Origin of the sequence: Erwinia sp. HR93 (genome assembly GCF_034555055.1) — a bacterium.
Classification (GTDB): Bacteria; Pseudomonadota; Gammaproteobacteria; order Enterobacterales; family Enterobacteriaceae; genus Apirhabdus; species Apirhabdus apintestini.
The window spans coordinates 1,626,379-1,650,293 of record NZ_JAXUDP010000001.1; the positions used below are offsets into that span (position 1 = coordinate 1,626,379).

At 52.6% G+C, this 23,915-nt stretch carries 19 protein-coding genes; 17 read left to right on the forward strand and 2 right to left on the reverse strand.

Annotated features, from left to right (window positions below):
* Position 1 precedes the first annotated feature (1 nt).
* Both glnD and map read right to left on the reverse strand, forming a co-directional pair.
* Positions 2-2,677, reverse strand: coding sequence for a bifunctional uridylyltransferase/uridylyl-removing protein GlnD (glnD, locus tag SFA31_RS07495; RefSeq protein WP_322837421.1), 2,676 nt, complete (start codon positions 2,675-2,677; stop codon positions 2-4).
* 158 nt (positions 2,678-2,835) lie between these two features.
* The gene (map, locus tag SFA31_RS07500) at positions 2,836-3,636 is read right to left on the reverse strand and encodes a type I methionyl aminopeptidase (RefSeq protein ID WP_322837422.1); all 801 of its coding nucleotides are present in this window, start codon (positions 3,634-3,636) and stop codon (positions 2,836-2,838) included.
* Positions 3,637-3,942: 306 nt separating this feature from the next.
* Here map and rpsB point away from each other — a divergent pair, with 306 nt between their 5' ends.
* The 17 genes from rpsB (at position 3,943) to accA (ending at position 23,726) form a co-directional block, all read left to right on the forward strand.
* Positions 3,943-4,668: a 30S ribosomal protein S2 gene (gene rpsB, locus SFA31_RS07505; protein ID WP_322837423.1), complete on the forward strand. Its 726-nt coding sequence runs from the start codon at positions 3,943-3,945 to the stop codon at positions 4,666-4,668.
* 254 nt (positions 4,669-4,922) lie between these two features.
* The gene (gene tsf / locus SFA31_RS07510) at positions 4,923-5,774 is read left to right on the forward strand and encodes a translation elongation factor Ts (protein ID WP_322837424.1); all 852 of its coding nucleotides are present in this window, start codon (positions 4,923-4,925) and stop codon (positions 5,772-5,774) included.
* A gap of 239 nt (positions 5,775-6,013) precedes the next feature.
* Complete coding sequence (gene pyrH / locus SFA31_RS07515) at positions 6,014-6,739, forward strand: UMP kinase (protein ID WP_322837425.1); 726 nt, start codon at positions 6,014-6,016, stop codon at positions 6,737-6,739.
* Between the two features lie 151 nt (positions 6,740-6,890).
* On the forward strand, positions 6,891-7,448 hold the full coding sequence (gene frr / locus SFA31_RS07520) for a ribosome recycling factor (RefSeq protein WP_322837426.1): 558 nt from the start codon (positions 6,891-6,893) through the stop codon (positions 7,446-7,448).
* A gap of 114 nt (positions 7,449-7,562) precedes the next feature.
* Positions 7,563-8,759, forward strand: coding sequence for a 1-deoxy-D-xylulose-5-phosphate reductoisomerase (gene ispC / locus SFA31_RS07525; RefSeq protein ID WP_322837427.1), 1,197 nt, complete (start codon positions 7,563-7,565; stop codon positions 8,757-8,759).
* A gap of 187 nt (positions 8,760-8,946) precedes the next feature.
* Positions 8,947-9,705, forward strand: a complete 759-nt coding sequence (gene ispU, locus SFA31_RS07530) for a (2E,6E)-farnesyl-diphosphate-specific ditrans,polycis-undecaprenyl-diphosphate synthase (RefSeq protein WP_322837428.1) — start codon at positions 8,947-8,949, stop codon at positions 9,703-9,705.
* Between the two features lie 12 nt (positions 9,706-9,717).
* A complete protein-coding gene (gene cdsA, locus SFA31_RS07535; RefSeq protein WP_322837429.1) occupies positions 9,718-10,575 on the forward strand; it encodes a phosphatidate cytidylyltransferase in 858 nt (285 codons plus the stop codon).
* Positions 10,576-10,587: 12 nt separating this feature from the next.
* The gene (rseP, locus tag SFA31_RS07540; RefSeq protein WP_322837430.1) at positions 10,588-11,946 is read left to right on the forward strand and encodes a sigma E protease regulator RseP; all 1,359 of its coding nucleotides are present in this window, start codon (positions 10,588-10,590) and stop codon (positions 11,944-11,946) included.
* A 33-nt stretch (positions 11,947-11,979) separates the two neighbouring features.
* Entirely contained in the window at positions 11,980-14,385 is a 2,406-nt protein-coding gene (gene bamA / locus SFA31_RS07545; RefSeq protein WP_322837431.1) for an outer membrane protein assembly factor BamA, read from the forward strand.
* A gap of 105 nt (positions 14,386-14,490) precedes the next feature.
* Positions 14,491-14,985: a molecular chaperone Skp gene (gene skp, locus SFA31_RS07550; RefSeq protein WP_322837432.1), complete on the forward strand. Its 495-nt coding sequence runs from the start codon at positions 14,491-14,493 to the stop codon at positions 14,983-14,985.
* 3 nt (positions 14,986-14,988) lie between these two features.
* Positions 14,989-16,011, forward strand: coding sequence for a UDP-3-O-(3-hydroxymyristoyl)glucosamine N-acyltransferase (gene lpxD, locus SFA31_RS07555; RefSeq protein ID WP_322837433.1), 1,023 nt, complete (start codon positions 14,989-14,991; stop codon positions 16,009-16,011).
* A gap of 114 nt (positions 16,012-16,125) precedes the next feature.
* A complete protein-coding gene (fabZ, locus tag SFA31_RS07560; protein ID WP_322837434.1) occupies positions 16,126-16,581 on the forward strand; it encodes a 3-hydroxyacyl-ACP dehydratase FabZ in 456 nt (151 codons plus the stop codon).
* 3 nt (positions 16,582-16,584) lie between these two features.
* The gene (lpxA, locus tag SFA31_RS07565) at positions 16,585-17,373 is read left to right on the forward strand and encodes an acyl-ACP--UDP-N-acetylglucosamine O-acyltransferase (RefSeq protein ID WP_322837435.1); all 789 of its coding nucleotides are present in this window, start codon (positions 16,585-16,587) and stop codon (positions 17,371-17,373) included.
* Positions 17,374-18,522 (forward strand): lipid-A-disaccharide synthase, encoded by a 1,149-nt coding sequence (lpxB, locus tag SFA31_RS07570; RefSeq protein WP_322837436.1) that lies wholly within the window; start codon positions 17,374-17,376, stop codon positions 18,520-18,522.
* Entirely contained in the window at positions 18,522-19,121 is a 600-nt protein-coding gene (gene rnhB, locus SFA31_RS07575; protein WP_416208349.1) for a ribonuclease HII, read from the forward strand. Before lpxB ends, rnhB begins: the two co-directional genes overlap by 1 nt.
* A 17-nt stretch (positions 19,122-19,138) precedes the next feature.
* Complete coding sequence (gene dnaE / locus SFA31_RS07580) at positions 19,139-22,621, forward strand: DNA polymerase III subunit alpha (RefSeq protein WP_322837438.1); 3,483 nt, start codon at positions 19,139-19,141, stop codon at positions 22,619-22,621.
* Positions 22,622-22,766: 145 nt separating this feature from the next.
* Complete coding sequence (gene accA, locus SFA31_RS07585) at positions 22,767-23,726, forward strand: acetyl-CoA carboxylase carboxyl transferase subunit alpha (RefSeq protein WP_322837439.1); 960 nt, start codon at positions 22,767-22,769, stop codon at positions 23,724-23,726.
* Positions 23,727-23,915 lie beyond the last annotated feature (189 nt).

A 23,915-nucleotide genomic window follows, 5' to 3' on the forward strand; every position in this document is an offset into this window, starting at 1 on the left:
CTTACCCTTTATCGTTTGGATCAAGGGCTTCTGTCAACCGTTGATAGACTTCGTGCTGAAGCGTCGCATCCAGCGCTTCGCCCGTGCTTGTCGCTAAAATAAAGAGATCTTCCACGCGCTCACCTATGGTAGTGATCCGCGCGCCGTGTAGCGTGATGCCCAGATCCGCGAAGATTTGCCCGATATAGGCCAGCAGGCCTGGCGCATCGAGCGCCACCAGTTCCAGGTAGGAACGTCTTTCTGTGTGGGTGGGCAAAAAGGTGACTTCAGTGGCGACGTGAAAGTGGCGCAGGCGCATGGAGCGACGGCGGGGCTGAGGGGGCTGCCAGACACTTTGTGTGATTGTATGCATCAGCCCGCTGTGGATTTGATCGTGTCGATCTACGGACAGCGGCGTGCCGTCTGGCTCCAGAACGATGAATGTATCCATTGCCATGTCGTCCCGGGTGGTGAATATCTGGGCGTCATGAACGCTCAGGTTACGTTTATCCAGCTCTGCGCATACTGCGGCAAACAAATAGGGTCGGTCGGGGCTCCAGATGAAAATTTCCGTGCCGCCGCGGATAGCCTGTGGGCTAAGCACAATCAGCGGTGTGCTAAGATCGTGCGCCAGCAGATGGCGCGCGTGCCAGGCGAGCTGATTGGGAGTATGACGTACGAAATAGTTGGCCCGGCAGCGGCCCCAAATATGATGCAAAGCGGTTTCATCAATGTTTTCCATTCGCAGTAGCGCTAGCGCTTGCTGCTGATGGTGGCGCACGCGTTCCCGCATATCTGGCGTATTGCCGGTCCCGCGTCGAAGCTGTTTTTCTGTGGCAAAGTAAAGTTCGCGCAGCAGGCTTTGCTTCCAGCTATTCCAGAGTGTTTCGTTGGTTGCGCAAATGTCGGCGACGGTCAGGCAGGTTAAATAGTGTAAACGGCTTTCCGTTTGTACTTCATGCGCGAATTGCGCAATCACCTGCGGATCCTGGATATCCCGACGCTGTGCCGTAACGGACATGCACAGGTGCTGACGCACCAGCCAGACTAGAAGCTGGGTTTCACGTGAGTTTAATCCGTGGAGCTGGGCGAAAATCGTGACATCCTGCGCCCCAAGCACGGAATGGTCGCCGCCGCGTCCTTTAGCGATATCGTGAAATAATGCGGCGATAAACAAAAGCACCGGATGGTTGAGGCGCGGCCAGAGATTAACGCACAGCGGATGCTTTTCTCGGGTAGCCTCATCAGCGAAACTTTCAAGCTTCAGCAATACGCGAATCGTGTGTTCATCCACGGTGTAGGCGTGGAATAAATCAAACTGCATTTGACCGACAATGTGCGACCACTGAGGCATATAAGCCCCCAGCACACTATGACGATGCATCGGCAGTAATCCCCGGCGCACCATACCAGGATGACGTAACATAGCTAAAAATAGAGTTCGGGCTTCAGGTAGGTAGCATAGCGGCTGCGTTAACTGGCGGCGAGCGTGACGAAGTTGGCGCAGCGTGGTGGAATAAATCCCATCGATATCGCGATTGCGCACCATCGTGTAGAACAGCCGCAAAATAGCCTGCGGCTCGCGGACAAATAGCGTTTCATCGCGCAGGTCAATTAGCCTGCCGCGCAGTTGAAAGTCATCGTCGATAGGGCGCGGTTTCTCGTCGGCCGGCAGGGCGAGAATCGCCTCGTCGAAAAGCTGCAGTAGCATGTTATTGAGTTCACTGACGCGGCGCGTGACGCGGTAGAAATCTTTCATCATCCGTTCTACAGGATGATTTCCTTCGCCCTGATATTGAAGGCGTTGGGCAACATTAAGCTGCCGGTCGAATAACAGTCGGTTATCGTAGCGGCTGAGCGTCAAATGCAGGGCGAAGCGAATGCGCCAAAGGGTATGCTGGCATTCGTTGAGTTCGTTGCGTTCGGCTGCGGTTAAAAAGCCGAAACCAACCATCTCATTTAAAGACGTGGCGCCAAAATGTCGGCGTGCAACCCACTGCAAGGTGTGAATGTCGCGTAACCCGCCAGGGCTATTTTTAATGTCCGGCTCCAGATTGTAGCTGGTGCCGTGATAGCGCTGATGGCGCATAGTTTGCTCGTCCACTTTTGCGGAAAAAAACGTTTCCGAGGGCCAGAAGCCGTCACTAAAAACGTATTTCTGCATTTCAAGGAACAGAGCGACATCGCCAATCAGCAGGCGAGATTCAATCAGATTAGTCGCGACGGTCAGATCGGCCAGGCCTTCGAGAAGGCATTCCTCCAGCGAGCGGACGCTGTGACCGACATTCAGGCGCAGATCCCACAGTAAGGTGATTAATTCACCTACTTTTTGAGCATGAGCGGCCGGGAGTGGCTCGCGGCTAAGCACCAACACGTCGATATCGGAAAGAGGATGTAGCTCGCGGCGCCCATAGCCGCCAACGGCTACCAGCGCTAAATCGGCGGCGTCGCTGAAGCCATAATATATCCACAGACGCTGAAGTAATTGATCGATAAATTCGCTGCGAGCATTAAGCAGGCGATCAACGGGCACGCCTTTATCAAACACCTCGCCGGACCAGCGTTGAAAAGTATCAAGATGGCGACAAATTTGCTCGCGGTGTAAATCGTTTTCAGGCCAGCTGCCGGGATTATCCGGTTGTCCTGGCAGTGTGGGTGTGGCCGCGTTAGGGTGCTGCTCGGGGAGATAGTGACTCATATTCGGCCCGCCTCACGCTGTAGCCAGCGAGCGCTGGCTGGAGATATTGTCGAAATAATACCCTGTCGATTCACAGTTGGTAAGAAAACGGCGCTTGGATATCACGGCGGGGCAGGGGTTGCCGCCGCCTGCTGATATTTGGCCTTACCTAACCGAGCTTACTGCGGCGCGCTGTGAGAAATAATGGCTGGAATAGTATCATCTTCCCGTAGCGTCAATATTTCACAACCGTCTTCTGTAACCACAATCGTGTGCTCATATTGCGCGGACAGGCTTCTGTCTTTGGTTTTTACCGTCCAGCCATCTTTCATCATACGGATGCGGTAATCCCCGGCGTTAACCATTGGCTCAATAGTGAACGTCATGCCGGGTTGCAAAATGACGCCGCCGTCGTCGGCGTCATAGTGTAGTACCTGCGGTTCTTCGTGAAAGACTCGCCCGATACCGTGACCGCAATATTCGCGGACCACGGAAAAACCTTCTGCCTCAACATATTTTTGAATAGCGGCGCCCAGGCTGCGCAGGGGAATACCGGGTTTCACCATCCGCAATGCCAGATACAGGCTTTCCTGCGTCACACGGCACAGGCGTTCACCGAGGATAGTGGGTTTCCCAACAATAAACATTTTGGAGGTGTCACCGTGGAATTCATCTTTAATCACGGTAACGTCAATATTGACAATATCCCCTTCTTTAAGGTGCTTATCGTCACTTGGAATGCCGTGACAGACGACTTCATTTACGGAAATGCAGACGGATTTCGGAAAACCGTGATACCCAAGACAGGCCGAAACGGCGTGTTGATGCTCAACAATCCAGTCGTTGCACAGCTTATCGAGCGCCCCTGTCGTAACACCAGGTACTACGTGCGGCGCGATCATTTCCAGCACTTCGGCGGCCAGTCGGCCAGCAACGCGCATTTTTTCAATATCTTCCGGGGTTTTAATTGAGATAGCCATACATCAGGGTCCGCTGAGGTCGTTTTCGACAATAATTAAGCAAGTGGCGGCAATGTTATCAGGGCCGCCGTAAGGTGCCAAATCGGGAATAACGATACCTCCGTGAGGATAACAATAATTAGCCTTATGTTACACTTTATGATATAAAGCGCGCCGGACTTGTGTACCTGGATTTTGTGTGCACAAGCTGAAAACTCACTTTGTGTATAACACACACGTATCGACACATATTCCGGGGTGCCCTGTGGGGTCGGTGATATGGGATACGTGGAGGCATAACCCCAACTTTTATATAGAGGTTTTAACATGGCAACTGTTTCCATGCGCGATATGCTCAAGGCTGGTGTTCACTTTGGTCACCAGACCCGTTACTGGAACCCGAAAATGAAACCGTTCATCTTCGGCGCGCGTAACAAAGTTCACATCATCAACCTTGAAAAAACCGTACCGATGTTCAATGACGCTCTGGCTGAACTGCACAAAATCGCGTCCCGTAAAGGCAAAATTTTGTTCGTCGGTACTAAGCGCGCAGCAAGCGAAGCGGTAAAAGAAGCGGCAAATAGCTGCGATCAGTTCTTCGTGAACCATCGCTGGCTGGGCGGCATGCTGACTAACTGGAAAACCGTTCGTCAGTCCATTAAGCGTCTGAAAGATCTGGAAACTCAGTCTCAGGATGGTACGTTTGAAAAGCTGACCAAAAAAGAGGCGCTGATGCGTACTCGCGAACTGGAAAAGCTGGAAAACAGCCTTGGCGGTATCAAAGACATGGGCGGCCTGCCGGACGCACTGTTTGTTATCGATGCTGACCATGAGCACATTGCTATCAAAGAAGCAAACAACCTGGGTATCCCGGTATTTGCTATTGTTGATACTAACTCCGATCCGGATGGCGTTGACTTTGTTGTACCGGGCAACGACGACGCAATTCGCGCCGTGACCCTGTACCTGAGCGCGGTAGCGACGACTGTACGTGAAGGTCGTTCTCAGGATCTGGCAACCCAGGCTGAAGAAAGCTTCGTAGAAGCTGAGTAATAAGGTTTGCTGGCATACCCTGGTCAGGTTAACTCACGAACAGACGAAAACCACCGGTGTCTTTACGTTAATAACGCATTGGAAACGGGTGGTTTACGCATCAGACGTTAACGTGCAAAGGGGTGAGCCCTTATTAACCAGGTATGAAATAGTTTGGTTAGGGGGCCTGTCTCAGGCTCCCTTTTTCTTTTAATCTGTTTGGTCTTATGACCGGGCAGGTCATATCTCCCCCTGAGATAACCGAGGAATTCATAATGGCTGAAATTACCGCTTCCCTGGTAAAAGAGCTGCGCGAACGTACCGGCGCAGGCATGATGGAATGTAAAAAAGCGCTGGTCGAAGCGAATGGCGACATTGAGCTGGCTATCGACAATATGCGTAAATCCGGACAGGCGAAGGCTGCGAAAAAAGCGGGCCGCGTTGCTGCTGAAGGTATCATTCTGACCGGTATCGATTACAAATACGGCGTTATCCTTGAGCTGAACTGTGAAACCGATTTCGTTGCGAAAGACGCTGGCTTTAAAGCGTTTGGCGAAGAAGTTCTCGCCGTTGCGCTGGAAGAGCGCATCAGCAACGTTGATGTACTTAAGGCGCGCTTTGAAGAGCAGCGTACGACGCTGGTGGCGAAAATTGGTGAAAACATCAATATCCGTCGCATCTCTATTCTGGAAGGCGAAGCGCTGGGCTCTTACCTGCACGGCGCGCGTATTGGCGTATTGGTTGCCGCAACCGGCGCTGATGAAGAGCTGATCAAACACGTCGCTATGCATATTGCTGCTTCTAAGCCTGAATATGTGAAGCCGGAAGATGTACCTGCTGATGTTGTAAAACATGAACATCAGATCCAGTTGGATATTGCTATGCAGTCCGGTAAGCCGAAAGAAATCGCAGAGAAAATGGTTGAAGGCCGCATGAAGAAATTCACCGGCGAAGTTTCTCTGACCGGCCAGGCATTCATCATGGATCCGAGTAAAACGGTTGGCCAGCTACTGAAAGAGCATAACGCTGAAGTCACTGGCTTTACGCGTTTTGAAGTTGGCGAAGGTATCGAAAAAGAAGAAACCGATTTTGCTGCTGAAGTTGCGGCAATGTCTAAATCTTCCTGATAGTTACCTAATAAGAAGCCGCCTACGGGCGGCTCCTTTTTGTCCGGAATACGCCAGCCTATACGAGAGGTGGCTGTATCGCGTGTAGTTTGCCGTATGCCGGGCCTGGCGCCCTACTCACGTCGTGTGCCGTTACATAAATGCTGCTTGATATAAGCGCCCCCGGCTCCGGAGACAAAGACGGCATCAAATGCCGTCAATATAATCGTCCTATTCGTTCACTGTTCCAGGAAAGAAACATGGCTACCAATGCAAAACCCGTATACAAACGCATTCTACTCAAACTGAGTGGCGAAGCGCTGCAAGGCACTGAAGGCTTCGGTATTGATGCGAGCATACTGGACCGTATGGCTCAGGAAGTGAAAGAGCTGGTGGAGCTCGGGGTTCAGGTCGGCGTTGTCATCGGGGGCGGTAACTTGTTTCGCGGGGCAGGGCTTGCTAAAGCCGGGATGAACCGTGTGGTGGGCGATCATATGGGGATGCTGGCGACTGTAATGAACGGCCTGGCGATGCGAGATGCGCTGCATCGCGCTTACGTTAATGCGCGTCTGATGTCGGCCATCCCGCTGAACGGCGTCTGCGATAACTACAGTTGGGCAGAGGCGATTAGCCTGCTACGTAATGGTCGGGTAGTTATTTTCTCTGCGGGTACTGGAAATCCGTTTTTTACCACGGATTCCGCCGCCTGCCTGCGCGGCATTGAAATCGAAGCAGATATTGTACTGAAGGCGACGAAGGTGGACGGTGTCTATTCGGCCGATCCGGTTAAAGACCCGAATGCAACGCTGCATGAACAGCTCACTTATCAGGAAGTTCTGGAAAAAGAGCTAAAAGTCATGGATTTAGCTGCATTTACGCTGGCTCGCGATCACGGTTTGCCGATTCGCGTCTTTAATATGAACAAGCCCGGCGCACTGCGCCGTGTAATTATGGGCGAAAAAGAAGGTACGCTAATCGCGGATTAATTTTCGTTTTTAGCGAATCGGGGTAAGATTCTGCTTTAATACCCGGTTTTCATTCAGGCAGCCGGCCGGGCTATACTTAGCTGCAAGGTTTTACGCGCGCGCTGCGTATTGCCCCAGGCTGCCCGACAAACAGTTTTCAAGGATTTATAACGTGATTAACGACATCAAAAAAGACGCTGAAGTTCGCATGGATAAGTGCGTTGAAGCGTTTAAAAATCAGATTAGCAAAGTGCGTACTGGCCGCGCTTCTCCCAGCCTGCTTGATGGTATTACCGTGGAATATTATGGTACGCCGACGCCGCTGCGCCAGTTAGCAAACGTCACCGTAGAAGATTCCCGTACCTTAAAAATTAACGTTTTCGATCGCTCAATGTCACCGGCTATCGAGAAAGCGATCATGACCTCCGATTTGGGGCTCAATCCCAGCTCTGCGGGTACCGATATCCGCGTACCGCTGCCACCGTTAACGGAAGAGCGCCGTAAAGATCTGATTAAGGTTGTGCGCGGTGAAGCAGAGCAGGCGAGGGTGTCCGTGCGTAACGTTCGCCGCGATGCGAACGACAAAGTGAAAGCTTTGCTGAAAGATAAAGAAATTAGCGAAGATGATGAACGTCGTTCGCAGGATGACGTTCAGAAGCTGACCGACGCGGCGATTAAAAAGGTTGACGCGGCGCTGGCGGATAAAGAAGAAGAACTGATGCAGTTCTGATAGTGGTTTAATTCGAAACGCCGTACAGGAAAGCCGATGACGCGGTTTTTCTTACGGCGTTTTGCTTTTTGCAGCGCTGCTGGCGCGAAACGTTTTCGGGAGTTCAGGCATTCGATGAAACAGTTAACTCTGCTGGGTTCAACCGGGTCGATTGGTTGCAGCACGCTTGATGTTGTCCGTCATAATCCAGGCGCTTTTGCGGTGGCCGCACTGGTCGCTGCAACGAATATTGAGCGTATGCTGGAGCAGTGCCTGGAGTTTCAGCCGCGTTATGCCGTAATGAACGATGAGCGAAGCGCCGGTGAATTACACCGACGCCTGCGGGAGTCGGGTAGCCGAACTACGGTACTGAGCGGGCAGCAGGCCGCGTGTGACATAGCGTCTCTGGATGACGTCGACCAGGTTATGGCGGCTATTGTCGGTGCGGCAGGCGTGCTGCCCACGCTTGCGGCAGTGCGGGCGGGAAAGCGAGTATTACTGGCCAATAAAGAGGTGCTGGTCACATGTGGACGCCTGTTTATGGAGGCGGTACAGCAGAGCGGCGCCCAACTTTTGCCCGTTGATAGCGAACATAATGCGATTTTTCAGAGTATGCCCGAAACAATTCAGCGGCGGCTGGGATACGCTTCTCTCAGGGATAATGGGGTTGACTCCATTATTCTGACCGGATCTGGTGGCCCATTTCGCGAGTCTCCGCTGTCTGCGATGGCGTCTATTACGCCGGAGCAAGCTTGCCGACATCCGAATTGGTCAATGGGGCGTAAAATCTCCGTTGATTCCGCCACTATGATGAATAAAGGTCTCGAATATATTGAAGCCCGCTGGCTATTTAACGCTTCCGCCGAACAAATGGAAGTGCTGATACACCCGCAGTCGATGATTCATTCCATGGTGCGTTATCGGGATGGCAGCGTGCTTGCGCAGCTTGGGGAGCCGGATATGCGTACCCCGATCGCTCATACGATGGCATGGCCCGCGCGCGTGCACGCTGATGTAAAGGCGCTCGATTTTTGCCAGATAAGCGCATTGACGTTTCAGGCACCTGATTTTACGCGTTATCCATGCCTGAAGCTGGCGATTGCTGCCAGTGAGCAAGGGCAGGCGGCGACAACGGCGCTGAATGCTGCCAATGAAGAACTGGTGGCTGCATTTTTGGCGCAGCGTATCCGCTTTACCGATATCGCAGCGCTCAATCAGGCCGTGCTGGATTCGTGTAACGCGAATGAGCCTCAGACCGTAGATGATGTGCTGGTGATTGACGCTGAGGCGCGCCGCCTGGCGCAGCAACTTATCGCGCAGTATGGTGAATAAGAAAACCATGCCGGGAGTGCGCCGCTATTTGTGAGCGCCCGGCTGAGGTGATATAGTCAGCGCCACTCGACAACCGTTAATTGTAACGGTAAAGGGAATAACGCCGTGGTTTATCACGGTTTTTTCACGAGAAGGCTTCTTTATTCCTGAGAACCGCTTAATCCTTATCAGGGAAATTAAACGCGTTATGTTGTCTGCTAACCAACCATTGAGCGAAACCATACCTGCGCATGGCGCACGCCATGTTGCCATCATTATGGACGGCAATGGCCGTTGGGCGAAAAGACAAGGGAAGATGAGAGTCTTTGGCCATAAGGCCGGAGCGAAATCAGTTCGACGCGCGGTTTCTTTCGCGGCGAATAATGGAATCGATGCACTAACGCTGTATGCGTTTAGTAGCGAAAACTGGAACCGTCCGGCGCAGGAAGTGAGCGCGCTAATGGAGCTGTTTGTCTGGGCTCTGGACAGCGAGGTGAAAAGCCTGCATCGCCATAATGTGCGTTTGCGTATTATTGGCGATACCAGCCGGTTTAATACGCGCTTGCAGGAGCGTATCCAGAAAGCGGAAGCGCTAACTGGCCAGAATACGGGGCTAACGCTGAATATTGCCGCCAACTACGGTGGCCGGTGGGATATAGTCCAGGGCGTCAGGCGTCTGGCCGAGAAGGTGCAGCAGGGGATGCTGCAACCTGACGGAATAGATGAAGAGACGATAAGTCAGCACATCAGCATGAATGAACTGGCTCCCGTGGATTTAGTGATTAGGACAGGGGGAGAGCACCGTATCAGTAACTTTTTGCTGTGGCAGATAGCCTACGCTGAACTTTACTTTACTGATGTTCTCTGGCCTGATTTCGATGAACAAGACTTTGAAGGTGCGCTGCATGCCTTTGCTAATCGAGAGCGACGTTTTGGCGGCACGACACCGGACGGCAATCTTGCCTGATGGGGGGAGCTTTTGCTGAAGTATCGCCTGATTTCTGCTTTAATTTTAATTCCCGTGGTGATAGCCGCATTGCTGTGGTTACCTCCCGTTGGGTTTGCTATTGTAACGCTCGCTGTATGCATGCTTGCCGCATGGGAGTGGGGGCAATTGAGCGGATTCGCGCAGCGCGGGCAGCGTATCTGGCTGGCTCTGTTGTGTGGATTGCTGTTGGCGGCGATGATGTTAATGCTGCCAGAATATCGTCACGGCGCCAGCTTGCCGGTGATAGAAGGGACGCTATGGGCTTCTCTCGGATGGTGGATCGTCGCGTTGCTGCTGGTCTTCTTTTATCCGTCTTCCGCCGCTTTATGGCGGAAATCACGTCTCTTACGCCTTCTCTTCGGTGTGCTGACGATAGTGCCTTTTTTCTGGGGCATGATCGTTTTACGCAACTGGCACTATGAAACTAATCATTATACCGGCGCGCTATGGCTTTTATACGTGATGTTACTGGTATGGAGCGCTGATTCCGGTGCATATATCTTCGGTAAAATGTTTGGTAAACATAAGCTGGCGCCAAAAGTTTCACCGGGCAAAACCTGGCAAGGCTTTTTCGGTGGTCTCTTAACGTCGGCGGCGATCGCCTGGCTTTTTGGCTATTTAGCACATCTGAATGTTGCTCTTTCCGTATTGCTAACCTGCTCCATTGTTGCTGCTTTAGCCTCTGTATTAGGCGATTTGACGGAAAGCATGTTTAAACGTGAAGCCGGGATCAAAGACAGCGGCAATCTGATACCAGGCCACGGCGGCATTCTGGATCGTATCGATAGCCTGACCGCGGCGGTGCCTGTATTCGCCTGTTTATTATTGCTGGTTTTTCAGACGATTTAAGTTGAGAAAAGTATGCTGAGCCTGCTCTGGAATCTGGCGGCCTTTATTGTTGCATTAGGCATCTTAATTACCGTGCATGAATTCGGTCATTTCTGGGTTGCCCGCCGCTGTGGCGTGCAAGTTGAGCGTTTTTCAATTGGGTTTGGCAAGGCGTTCTATCGCCGGGTGGATAAACAGGGAACGGAGTATGTCCTGGCGCTTATTCCATTGGGCGGCTACGTTAAGATGCTGGATGAGCGGGTTGAGCCTGTGGCGCCGGAGTTAAGGCATCGGGCGTTTAATAATAAAAGCGTTGCTCAGCGCGCGGGAGTTATTGCCGCCGGTCCAATCGCTAATTTTTTATTTGCCGCATTTGCCTGGTGGCTGGTGTATATGATTGGCGTCCCCGGCGTGCGGCCAGTGATTGGTGAAATAACGCCCAATTCGCTTGCCGCGCAGGCACAAATTGCGCCGGGAATGGAACTTAAGGCTATCGATGGTATCGAAACGCCTGATTGGGACGCCGTGCGTCTCGCGCTGATGAGCAAAATAGGCGATGAGTCAGTGCAAATTGACGTTGCGCCGTTTGGGCAAAATGCCCGCAGTGAAAAACGCGTTGATTTGCGTAACTGGCACTTTGATCCAGATAAGCAGGATCCGGTCACTTCATTAGGTATGCAGCCGCGTGGGCCAGTAATTGAACTGACGCTTGCCGAGGTACAGCCGCATTCGGCGGCCGCAAAAGCGGGTTTGCAAGCTGGAGACAGGATCGTTAAAGTCGGGGGGCAGACGTTAACAAAGTGGGTAACGTTTGCCACGCTGGTTCGTGATAATCCCGGGCGCGAACTCAACGTTGATATTGAAAGACAAGGGAGCTTCTTGTCTTTAACGCTGATACCAGATACAAAACCTGGTGCGGCGAAAACCAAGGCGCAGGGATTTGTTGGTGTAATACCCAATGTGATTCCCTTGCCCGATGAGTATAAAACAGTACGCCAGTATGGGCCGTTTACCGCAGTAGCAGAAGCCGTAGGGAAAACCTGGCAGCTTATGAAGCTGACGGTTAACATGCTGGGGAAATTAATAACCGGTGACGTAAAACTGAACAACCTCAGTGGGCCGATTTCCATCGCCCAGGGGGCGGGGATGTCGGCGGGGTATGGACTGATTTACTTCCTGATGTTTTTGGCGCTCATCAGCGTTAATTTGGGGATAATCAATCTGTTTCCGTTGCCAGTTCTGGATGGCGGACATCTGCTGTTTTTAGCGATTGAGAAGCTGAAGGGCGGGCCGGTTTCCGAGCGAGTTCAAGACGTTAGTTATCGCATCGGCGCGGTATTGCTGGTGTTGCTAATGGGGCTTGCACTTTTCAATGATTTCTCTCGGTTGTAGAGAGAACTGGGTTAGGAAGAACGCATAACAACGATGGCGATGAAAAAGTTGCTCATAGCGTCGCTGCTCTTCAGCAGCGCCACCGTGTACGGTGCAGACGGGTTTGTGGTCAGAGATATCCATTTCGAAGGCCTGCAGCGAGTCGCCGTTGGTGCGGCTCTCCTCAGTATGCCGGTGCGCGTTGGCGATACGGTTAACGATGAGGATATCAGTAATACCATTCGTTCACTGTTTGCCACCGGGAATTTCGAGGACGTGCGAGTACTGCGCGACGGCGATTCGCTGTTGGTTCAGGTGAAGGAGCGCCCAACTATCGCCAGCATTACATTCTCCGGTAATAAGTCGGTTAAGGATGACATGCTGAAGCAGAACCTTGAGGCTTCCGGGGTTCGCGTTGGGGAATCTCTCGATCGTACTACGCTTGCCGATATTGAAAAAGGCCTGGAAGACTTCTACTACAGCGTCGGGAAATACAGCGCTAGCGTGAAAGCCGTGGTAACACCGCTGCCGCGTAACCGCGTTGACCTTAAACTGGTGTTCCAGGAAGGCGTCTCGGCGAAAATCCAGCAGATCAATATTGTCGGTAACCACGCATTCAGTACCGAAGAATTGATTTCAAACTTCCAGCTACGCGATGAGGTTCCTTGGTGGAATGTGGTCGGCGATCGTAAATATCAGAAGCAGAAGCTGGCGGGCGATCTGGAAGCTTTGCGCAGCTACTATCTCGATCGTGGATACGCCCGGTTTAATATCGATTCGACGCAGGTCAGCCTGACGCCGGATAAAAAAGGTATCTATATCACCATCAACATTACTGAAGGCGAGCAGTATAAGCTCTCCGGCGTTGAGGTGAACGGCAACCTGGCGGGCCACTCGGCGGAAATCGAAGGGTTGACCAAAATAAAACCCGGCGAGCTGTACAATGGCACCAAAGTGACCCGCATGGAAGATGACATTAAAAAGCTTCTGGGGCGCTATGGCTACGCGTATCCGCGCGTACAATCTCAGCCTGAAATTAACGATGCGGATAAAACCGTTAAACTGCACGTGAGCGTTGACTCCGGCAATCGTTATTACGTGCGTAAAATCCGCTTCCAGGGCAACGATACCTCCAAAGATACCGTGCTGCGCCGTGAAATGCGCCAAATGGAAGGTTCGTGGCTGGGCAGCGATCTTGTCGATCAAGGCAAAGAGCGCCTGAACCGTACCGGCTATTTTGAAACGGTTGACGTGGATACTCAGCGCGTGCCGGGTAGCCCCGATCAGGTTGATGTCGTTTATAAAGTGAAAGAACGCAATACCGGCAGCCTTAACTTTGGCGTGGGTTACGGCACCGAAAGCGGCGTGAGCTTCCAGGCCGGCGTTCAGCAGGATAACTGGTTAGGAACCGGTTACTCCGTTGGCATCAACGGTACGAAAAACGACTATCAAACTTATGCAGAACTGGCCGTTACCAACCCGTATTTTACCGTTGATGGCGTAAGCCTGGGCGGGCGCCTGTTCTATAACGACTTTAAAGCGGACGACGCGGATCTTTCCACCTACACTAATACCAGCTATGGGCTCGATGGGACGCTGGGCTTCCCGATAAATGAGTACAATACGCTGCGTGTAGGGTTGGGTTATGTGCATAACGACTTGTCTGATATGCAGCCTCAGGTCGCTATGTGGCGTTACCTGGAAGGTCAGGGCGAACACCCGAGCAAGTCAAAAGATGATAATGACTTCTCTGCGGATGATTTTACCTTTAACTATGGCTGGACTTACAACAACCTTGACCGCGGATACTTCCCGACCAAAGGTTCGCGCGTCAACCTGAATGGTAAAGTCACTATCCCTGGCTCTGATAATGAGTTCTATAAGGTCACGCTGGATACAGCCACTTATCTGCCTATTGATGACGACCATAAGTGGGTTGTCCTCGGTCGCACGCGGTGGGGTTATGGCGATGGTCTGGGCGGAAAAGAGCTGCCGTTCTATGAGAACTTCTACGCCGGTGGTTCCAGTACCGTTCGCGGCTTCCAGTCCAATAACATCGGTCCGAAAGCGGCTTACTACGGTCCAAATAACGATAACTGCGGTTCGGGATCGTTGTGTAATTCCGACGATGCTATCGGCGGTAATGCGATGGGCGTAGCAAGCCTTGAACTGATAACGCCAACGCCGTTCCTGAGCGAAAAATACGCTAATTCGGTGCGCACCTCGCTGTTTGTTGATGCGGGCACCGTGTGGGATACCAATTGGGATAACACCGCGGCAACGCGCGCGGCAGGTATTCCTGACTACAGCGATCCGGGCAACATTCGTATGGCTGCCGGTATTGCTTTACAGTGGATGTCGCCATTGGGGCCGTTGGTATTCTCCTACGCCCAACCGTTCAAAAAATACGATGGAGACAAAGCGGAACAGTTCCAGTTTAACATTGGTAAAACCTGGTAATTGTCCCGCGCAATGGAATGTGTTTGCCTTACAGCGAAGCGGCGAAGATCTTCTCCGCTTCGTTAAAGCTACTTTGGGTATGTATGGGATGGTAAGGAGTTTAATGTGAAAAAATGGTTAATTGCAGCGAGTCTGGGTCTGGCAATGGCGGCATCTGCGCAGGCAGCAGATAAAATTGCTATTGTAAACATGGCAAACCTGTTTCAGCAGGTTGCACAGAAAACCGGCGTTTCTAAAACGCTGGAAAATGAATTTAAAGGCCGAGCCAGTGAACTGCAGCGTATGGAGAGCGATCTTCAGGGCAAAATGCAGCAACTGCAGCGTGATGGTTCAACCATGAAAGCCAGCGCGCGTACCAGCATGGAAAAAGATTTGATGGCTAAACGCGAAGCGTTTTCCAGCAAAGCGCAGGCGTTTGAGCAGGATCGCGCGCGTCGTTCTAACGAAGAGCGTGGCAAGCTTGTAACGCGCATTCAGAGCGCTGTGAAGAAAGTAGCGGACGATCAGAGCCTCGATCTGGTTCTGGATGCTAACACCGTGGCGTATAACAGCAGCGATGTGAAAGACATTACCGCTGACGTACTGAAGCAGGTTAAATAATTCATGCATTCCATTCGACTGGCTGATTTGGCGCAGCGGCTAGATGCGGAATTGCACGGTGATGGCGATATCGCCATCACCGGCGTTGCGTCTATGCAATCTGCAGCAGATGGTCAGATTACTTTTATTGTGAACCCCCGCTATCGCGAACTGTTAGCAACATGCAGTGCGGCGGCGGTAGTAATGACTGAAGCAGATCTACCCTGGGCGCACGGTCCGGCGCTGGTAGTAAAAAATCCTTACCTAACCTACGCGCGCCTGGCGCAAATCCTGGATACCACGCCTCAACCTGCGCAAAATATTGCGCCCAGCGCGGTTATCGATGCGCAGGCACGGCTCGGCGCGAATGTTGCTATCGGCGCGAATGCGGTTATCGAATCTGGCGTAGAGTTGGGCGATGGCGTAGTAATTGGTCCCGGCTGTTTTATCGGAAAAAATACGCGCATTGGCGCAGGTACGCGGTTATGGGCCAATGTCAGCATTTATCATGATATCGCGATAGGCGAGCGCTGCCTGATCCAGTCTGGTACCGTCATTGGTGCAGATGGTTTTGGTTATGCGAACGATCGCGGCGTATGGGTAAAAATCCCCCAGTTGGGGCGCGTGCTTATTGGTAATGACGTTGAAATTGGTGCCTGCACGACTATCGATCGCGGTGCGCTGGATGACACCCAAATCGGCAATGGCGTAATTATTGATAACCAATGCCAAATCGCACATAACGTTGTGATTGGCGATGGCACGGCCGTAGCCGGGGGCGTTATCATGGCCGGTAGCCTTAAAATCGGTCGTTATTGCATGATTGGTGGCGCCAGCGTCATTAACGGGCATATGGAAATATGCGATAAAGTGACCGTCACCGGTATGGGAATGGTTATGCGCCCGATTACAGAACCTGGCGTTTACTCCTCCGGTATCCCGCTGCAGCCGAACAAAGCCTGGCGTAAAACCGCTGCTCTGGTGATGAATATTGATGATATGAGCAAACGCCTGAAGGCGCTGGAACGTAAAGCCAGTCAGGACTAAGCGCGCTCATTATGCCCGGGCGCAAGCCCATGTTTCGCGGCCTGCCAGCGATCGTCGTATCGCCGCAGGCCGTGTTATTATTGCCTTTATCTATATTTAGACAGGAAGCGTATTTTGACTACTGACACTCATACACTGCACATTGACGAGATTCTGGAGCTTTTACCGCACCGTTTCCCGTTTCTGCTGGTTGACCGCGTGCTGGATTTTGAAGAAGGGCGTTTTTTGCGCGCGGTAAAGAATGTTTCAGTAAACGAACCGTTCTTCCAGGGACATTTCCCTGGTAAGCCTATTTTTCCGGGCGTATTAATTCTCGAGGCGATGGCTCAGGCTACCGGCATTCTGGCGTTTAAAAGCGTCGGTAAACTGGAACCGGGCGAGCTGTATTATTTTGCTGGCATCGATGAGGCTCGCTTTAAGCGTCCGGTTGTGCCGGGCGATCAGATGATTATGGAAGTCACCTTTGAAAAGACCCGCCGCGGTGTGACGCGCTTTAAAGGCGTTGCAACGGTTGACGGTAAGATTGTCTGTGAAGCGACGATGATGTGTGCCCGTAACCGGGAGGCCTAATACGTGATTGATAAATCCGCCTTTATCCACCCTACTGCGATCGTTGAAGAGGGCGCAGTCATTGGCGCCCGCGTCCATATCGGGCCATTTTGCCTTGTGGGGCCTAACGTTGAAATTGGCGAAGGCACTGAGCTGAAATCCCACGTTGTAGTTAATGGTCATACGAAAATAGGCTGTGAGAATCAGATCTATCAGTTTGCCTCAATTGGCGAAGCTAACCAGGATCTGAAATATGCAGGCGAACCGACCCGCGTTGAAATTGGCGATCGTAATCGCATACGCGAAAGCGTCACCGTGCATCGAGGGACAACGCAGGGCGGCGGATTAACCCGCATCGGGAGCGACAACTTATTCATGGTCAATGTGCATATCGCACATGATTGCACGGTAGGCGATCGCTGCATTCTAGCAAATAACGCGACCCTCGCGGGCCATGTATCCGTTGACGACTTTGCTATCATTGGCGGTATGACGGCGGTTCATCAGTTCTGCATCATTGGCGCTCACGTTATGGTAGGCGGCTGTTCCGGCGTGGCTCAGGATGTGCCGCCTTATATCATCGCTCAGGGAAATCACGCCGGGCCGTTTGGCGTCAATCTGGAAGGATTAAAGCGTCGAGGATTCAGTAAAGAAGCGATGCATGCGATCCGCAATGTCTACAAGCTGCTCTACCGTAGCGGTAAGACGCTGGATGAAGTGCGCCCGGAAATCGAAACTCTGGCGCAGCAGCACGCAGAGCTGAAACGTTTTACGGAATTTTTTGCCCGCTCTAAGCGCGGTATGATTCGCTGAATGTCCACGTCACGCCCATTAACCATCGCACTGGTGGCTGGTGAAACCTCCGGTGACATTTTAGGCGCGGGTTTAATTCGCGCATTAAAGGCCCAGGTGCCTGACGCACGCTTTGTCGGCGTGGCTGGCCCACGCATGCAGGCGGAAGGTTGTGAAAGCTGGTATGACATGGAAGAGCTGGCGGTGATGGGCATCGTTGAAGTTCTTGGACGCCTGCGCCGCTTGCTTCATATTCGCGCGGACCTTACCCGGCGTTTTACCGCACTGCGACCTGATGTCTTTGTTGGCATTGATGCACCGGATTTTAATCTGACGCTTGAAGGCAATTTAAAAAAGCGCGGGATTAAAACCATTCATTATGTCAGCCCCTCCGTATGGGCGTGGCGACAGAAACGGGTTTTCAAAATAGGTAAAGCCACTGACTTAGTGCTGGCTTTTCTGCCGTTTGAAAAAGCGTTTTACGATAAATATCACGTGCCTTGCCGCTTTATCGGCCACACGATGGCTGATGCTATGCCGCTGGATCCGGATAAGCTGGCCGCGAGGGAAGCGCTGGCAATAGCCCCTCACGCGCGTTGCCTGGCGCTATTGCCGGGGAGCAGGGGCGCAGAGGTTGAAATGCTGAGCGCCGACTTTCTGCATACGGCGCAGCTATTGCGGGTGGAACGTCCGGATCTGGAAATCGTCGTGCCGCTGGTTAACGAGAAGCGGCGCGAGCAATTTGAACAAATCAAAGCCGAAGTCGCGCCAGAGTTAAATATACATCTGCTGGACGGCAGGGCGCGCGAGGCGATGATCGCCAGCGATGCCGCGCTATTGGCCTCCGGAACCGCGGCGCTGGAATGCATGCTGGCTAAATGCCCGATGGTGGTCGGCTATCGTATGAAACCCGTGACTTTCTGGCTGGCAAAGCGTCTGGTAAAAACCGAATACGTATCATTACCTAATTTGCTGTCAGGTAAAGCGCTGGTGAAAGAGTTACTGCAGGATGAGTGCCAGCCGGCGCTATTGGCTGCCGCGCTGGCGCCGCTCCTTGATGGCGGTGAAACCAGCCGCCAGATGCACGACACTTTTCGTCAGTTACACCAGAAAATTCGCTGTAACGCCGATGAACAGGCGGTACAGGCCGTGCTGGAGCTTGCAAAATGATGGATACTACTTTTCTTTATCCCCATACACACTTAGTCGCCGGCGTTGATGAAGTTGGGCGCGGCCCTCTGGTTGGTGCGGTAGTCACCGCGGCGGTGATTCTCAATCCTGAACGCCCAATTCCCGGGCTTGCCGATTCGAAAGCGATTAGCGAAAAACGGCGTCTGGCGCTGTACCCCTTGATTTGCGAGCAGGCACTGGCCTGGAGCGTTGGTCGCGCCGAGCCGGAGGAAATAGACCGGCTGAATATTTTGCACGCCACGATGCTGGCGATGCAGCGAGCCGTCGCTGCGCTGCCCGTTATTCCCGAGTATGTTCTGATAGACGGAAATCGTTGCCCCAGCCTGCCGATGCCGAGTATGGCGGTAGTCAAAGGCGACAGCCGGGTGGCAGAAATTAGCGCCGCGTCAATCATCGCGAAAGTTACCCGTGATAGAGAAATGGCCGAACTGGACCGCGTTTATCCTGAATACGGATTTGCGCAGCATAAAGGCTACCCAACGGCTTTCCACCTTGAGAAACTGGCGCAACATGGCGCGACCGAGCACCATCGCCGAAGCTTTGCTCCCGTCAAGCGGGCGCTGGGTCTGGTTTCCTGATTCTTGCTGGGAGAACTATGGCTGAACCTCGTTTTATTCATCTGCGCATTCATAGCGATTATTCGATGATCGACGGGCTGGCGAAGGTCGGCCCTTTAGTGAAAAAAGCGGCCTCGCTTGAAATGCCTGCTATAGCCATTACCGATTTTACTAATTTGTGTGGCCTGGTGAAGTTTTATGGCGGCGCCCATGGGGTAGGTATAAAGCCTATTGTTGGCGCCGATTTTCACGTAGCTAACGCGCTCTTGGGCGACGAGTTTAATCAGCTGACGGTGCTAGCGGCCAATAATACCGGCTATCAAAATCTCACTTTACTGATATCTCGCGCCTATCAGCGCGGCTACGGCGCGGCGGGGCCCTGGATTGATAAAGAATGGCTGGCTGAACTGAATGAGGGATTAATTTTACTCTCCGGCGCGCGCATGGGCGATGTGGGAAAAAGCCTGCTGCGCGGTAACGCGGCGCTGGCGGAACAGTGCCTCGCTTTCTATCAGGAATATTTTCCGGAACGCTACTATTTGGAGCTGACTCGTACCGGGCGCCCGGACGAAGAGCGCTATTTACACGCGGCGGTTGAACTCGCGGAAAAAAGCGGTATTCCGGTTGTGGCGTCCAACGATGTGCGCTTCATCAATAGCGATGATTTCGACGCGCACGAAATTCGCGTTGCTATCCACGATGGCTTTACCCTGGACGACCCCAAGCGGCCGCGCAACTATTCACCGCAGCAGTATATGCGCAGCGAAGAAGAGATGTGCGAGCTGTTTGCTGACATTCCTGAAGCGCTGGAAAACAGCGTTGAAATCGCCAAACGCTGCAATGTGACCGTCCGCCTCGGCGAATATTTTCTGCCGCAGTTCCCCACCGGAGAAATGTCGACAGAAGATTTTCTGGTGAAGAAATCGCAGGAAGGGCTGGAAGAGCGGCTGGCATTTCTTTATCCGGACCCGGATGAGCGGCAAAAGCAGCGTCCCCCGTACGATGAACGCCTGGATATCGAACTTCAGGTAATTAACCAGATGGGATTTCCCGGCTACTTCCTCATCGTAATGGAATTTATCCAGTGGTCGAAGGATAACGGTGTGCCGGTTGGACCAGGGCGCGGTTCCGGCGCTGGCTCGTTAGTGGCGTATGCGTTAAAAATCACGGACCTCGATCCGCTGGAATTTGATTTACTGTTTGAACGATTCCTTAACCCTGAACGCGTGTCGATGCCAGACTTTGACGTTGACTTCTGTATGGAGAAACGCGATCGGGTTATTGAGCACGTTGCGGATATGTATGGGCGCGACGCGGTCTCGCAAATTATTACCTTCGGTACCATGGCGGCGAAGGCGGTAATCCGCGACGTCGGGCGCGTATTAGGGCACCCCTACGGCTTTGTAGACAGGATCTCTAAGCTGGTGCCGCCTGACCCCGGAATGACGCTGGCGAAAGCGTTTGAGGCAGAGCCACAGCTACCGGAAATCTACGACGCAGACGAAGAAGTAAAAGCGCTGATCGATATGGCGCGCAAGCTGGAAGGGGTCACGCGTAACGCAGGGAAACACGCGGGCGGCGTGGTAATTGCGCCGACCAAAATAACGGACTTTGCGCCCCTCTATTGCGATGAAGCCGGCCAGCATCCGGTAACCCAGTTTGATAAAAATGATGTGGAATATGCCGGGCTGGTCAAGTTCGACTTCCTGGGCTTGCGCACGCTTACCATCATCAACTGGGCGCTGGAAATGATTAATGCGCGCCGGGAAAAGCAAGGTGAGCCGCCGCTGGATATCGCCGCGATCCCGCTGGATGACAAAAAAAGTTTCGATATGCTGCAGCGTTCGGAAACGACCGCCGTTTTCCAGCTTGAATCTCGCGGTATGAAAGATTTGATCAAGCGCCTGCAGCCTGACTGCTTCGAAGACATGATAGCCCTGGTAGCGCTGTTCCGTCCTGGCCCGCTGCAGTCGGGAATGGTGGATAACTTTATCGACCGTAAACACGGTCGTGAGGAGATATCCTATCCGGACGTTCAGTGGCAGCATGAAAGCCTGAAGCCCGTACTGGAGCCAACTTACGGCATCATTTTGTATCAGGAACAGGTGATGCAGATTGCCCAGGTGCTTTCTGGCTATACTCTCGGCGGCGCGGATATGCTGCGCCGTGCGATGGGTAAGAAAAAGCCGGAGGAGATGGCCAAGCAGCGCTCCGTATTTGAAGAAGGGGCGCGTAAAAACGGCATTGACGGCGAACTGGCGATAAAAATCTTTGATCTGGTAGAGAAATTTGCTGGCTACGGATTTAACAAATCGCACTCCGCCGCGTATGCGCTGGTCTCGTATCAGACCCTGTGGCTAAAAGCACATTATCCCGCTGAATTTATGGCAGCCGTTATGACTGCCGATATGGATAACACCGAGAAAGTGGTGGGGCTGGTAGATGAATGCTGGCGTATGGGGTTGAAAATTCTACCGCCGGATATTAACTCAGGGCTGTATCATTTTCACGTTAACGATGAAGGTGAAATAGTTTACGGGATTGGCGCTATTAAAGGCGTGGGTGAAGGGCCGATTGAAGCAATCCTTGAGGCGCGTAACGAAGGCGGTTACTTCCGCGAGCTGTTTGATTTATGTGCGCGTACTGATACCAAAAAAATCAACAAACGCGTGATGGAAAAGCTTGTAATGTCCGGTGCCTTCGATCGCCTGGGCCCGCATCGTGCGGCATTGATGAACTCGCTGCCTGCGGCGCTGAAGGCGGCGGATCAACACGCTAAAGCCGAGGCTATCGGGCAGGCAGATATGTTTGGCGTGCTGGCTGAAGAGCCGGAAGAGGTTGAGCGCTCTTATGCGAATTGCCAGCGCTGGCCGGAGCAAATTGTTCTGGACGGGGAACGTGAAACGCTGGGTCTGTATCTTACCGGTCATCCGATCAACCAATATTTAAAAGAGATCGAGCGCTATGTCGGCGGGGTGCGGCTAAAAGATATGCACCCAACCGATCGCGGAAAGGTGACTACCGCCGCAGGATTAGTGCTTGGTGCGCGTATTATGGTGACTAAGCGCGGCAATCGTATTGGCATTTGTACTCTGGATGACCGCTCCGGGCGACTGGAAGTGATGCTATTTACCGATGCGCTGGAAAAATATCAGCATTTGCTGGAAAAAGACCGAATTTTAATTGTGAGCGGACAGGTCAGCTTTGATGACTTCAGCGGCGGCCTTAAAATGACCGCCCGTGAAGTCATGGATATTGACGAGGCGCGTGAAAAATATGCGCGCGGGCTTGCTATCTCGCTGACAGACAGGCAAATTGATGACCAACTTTTAAACCGTCTCCGACAATCTCTGGAGCCGTACCGTTCGGGGACAATTCCAGTGCACCTCTATTATCAGAGGGCTGATGCACGCGCCCGTCTGCGTTTTGGGGCAGCCTGGCGCGTGTCGCCAAACGACCGTTTACTCAACGATCTGCGTGGCTTGGTGGGTGCAGAACAGGTGGATTTAGAGTTTGACTAACGTCTGAGGCATTCTAAGCGCCGGTTGCCGGTGTAATGGACGCCTAAGATTTAGCCTTTCATCCGCCAGGTTTGGCGGGTGAAGGCGATACCGTTTGCCAGGTTCGCTGCAGGTGGAACTGGAGTTTGATTAATACAGGAATACTATGAGTCTGAATTTCCTTGATTTTGAACAGCCGATTGCAGAGCTGGAAGCGAAAATCGATTCCCTGACCGCGGTGAGCCGTCAGGATGAAGCGCTGGATATTAATATAGATGAAGAAGTTTACCGCCTGCGCGAAAAGAGCGTAGAACTGACGCGGAAAATTTTTGCTGATTTAGGGGCGTGGCAAATCGCGCAGTTAGCGCGCCATCCGCTGCGGCCATATACGCTGGATTATGTCCGTATGGCGTTCGATGATTTCGATGAGCTGGCAGGCGATCGCGCCTACGCGGATGATAAAGCAATTGTGGGCGGCATCGCTCGCCTGAGCGGGCGCCCGGTAATGGTCATTGGCCATCAAAAAGGCCGTGAGACAAAAGAAAAAATTCGCCGTAATTTTGGTATGCCAGCCCCAGAAGGCTATCGTAAAGCTTTACGGTTAATGGAAATGGCCGAACGCTTTAAGATGCCTATCATCACGTTTATCGACACCCCAGGCGCTTATCCCGGCGTTGGCGCCGAGGAGCGCGGGCAATCAGAGGCGATTGCCCGTAACCTGCGTGAAATGTCGGGGTTAAAAGTGCCGGTAATTTGCACGGTGATCGGTGAAGGCGGCTCCGGCGGCGCGCTGGCTATCGGCGTCGGCGATAAAGTCAATATGCTGCAGTACAGCACTTATTCGGTGATTTCTCCGGAAGGATGCGCATCTATTCTGTGGAAAAGTGCGGATAAAGCGCCGCTGGCAGCAGAGGCGATGGGCATTATTGCGCCACGTCTGAAAGAATTGAAGCTTATTGATTCCGTTATCCCGGAACCGCTTGGCGGCGCTCATCGTAATCCGGAAGCAATGGCGGAAGCGCTTAAGGCACAGCTACTGGCGGATTTAGAAGATCTTGATACGCTGGGAACTGAAGATTTACTTAACCGCCGCTACCAGCGTTTAATGAGCTACGGCTACGCCTGATTAAAAATAGACTATGCAGCCGGCTCCTTTTGGGCCGGTTTTTTTATTGCTAACTGAAATTCACCTCCTGCGGGCGCGGTCATCAGCGGGTTTTGGCTCAGCTTTATTATCGCGCGGGGTTTTAATACTTCCAGGAGTGGCGGTAAGGGTTTTGATACATCTCTGTGGGGCGAAATCAAAGCTGCCTTG

Coding starts and splice junctions, on each gene's coding strand:
- dnaE (WP_322837438.1), top strand. CDS start 19,139: ATGGCTGAACCTCGTTTTATTCATCTGCGCATTCATAGCGATTATTCG.
- pyrH (WP_322837425.1), top strand. CDS start 6,014: ATGGCTACCAATGCAAAACCCGTATACAAACGCATTCTACTCAAACTG.
- rpsB (WP_322837423.1), top strand. CDS start 3,943: ATGGCAACTGTTTCCATGCGCGATATGCTCAAGGCTGGTGTTCACTTT.
- lpxD (WP_322837433.1), top strand. CDS start 14,989: ATGCATTCCATTCGACTGGCTGATTTGGCGCAGCGGCTAGATGCGGAA.
- glnD (WP_322837421.1), bottom strand. CDS start 2,677: ATGAGTCACTATCTCCCCGAGCAGCACCCTAACGCGGCCACACCCACA.
- ispC (WP_322837427.1), top strand. CDS start 7,563: ATGAAACAGTTAACTCTGCTGGGTTCAACCGGGTCGATTGGTTGCAGC.
- lpxB (WP_322837436.1), top strand. CDS start 17,374: ATGTCCACGTCACGCCCATTAACCATCGCACTGGTGGCTGGTGAAACC.
- map (WP_322837422.1), bottom strand. CDS start 3,636: ATGGCTATCTCAATTAAAACCCCGGAAGATATTGAAAAAATGCGCGTT.
- rseP (WP_322837430.1), top strand. CDS start 10,588: ATGCTGAGCCTGCTCTGGAATCTGGCGGCCTTTATTGTTGCATTAGGC.
- bamA (WP_322837431.1), top strand. CDS start 11,980: ATGGCGATGAAAAAGTTGCTCATAGCGTCGCTGCTCTTCAGCAGCGCC.
- rnhB (WP_416208349.1), top strand. CDS start 18,522: ATGGATACTACTTTTCTTTATCCCCATACACACTTAGTCGCCGGCGTT.
- ispU (WP_322837428.1), top strand. CDS start 8,947: ATGTTGTCTGCTAACCAACCATTGAGCGAAACCATACCTGCGCATGGC.
- tsf (WP_322837424.1), top strand. CDS start 4,923: ATGGCTGAAATTACCGCTTCCCTGGTAAAAGAGCTGCGCGAACGTACC.
- accA (WP_322837439.1), top strand. CDS start 22,767: ATGAGTCTGAATTTCCTTGATTTTGAACAGCCGATTGCAGAGCTGGAA.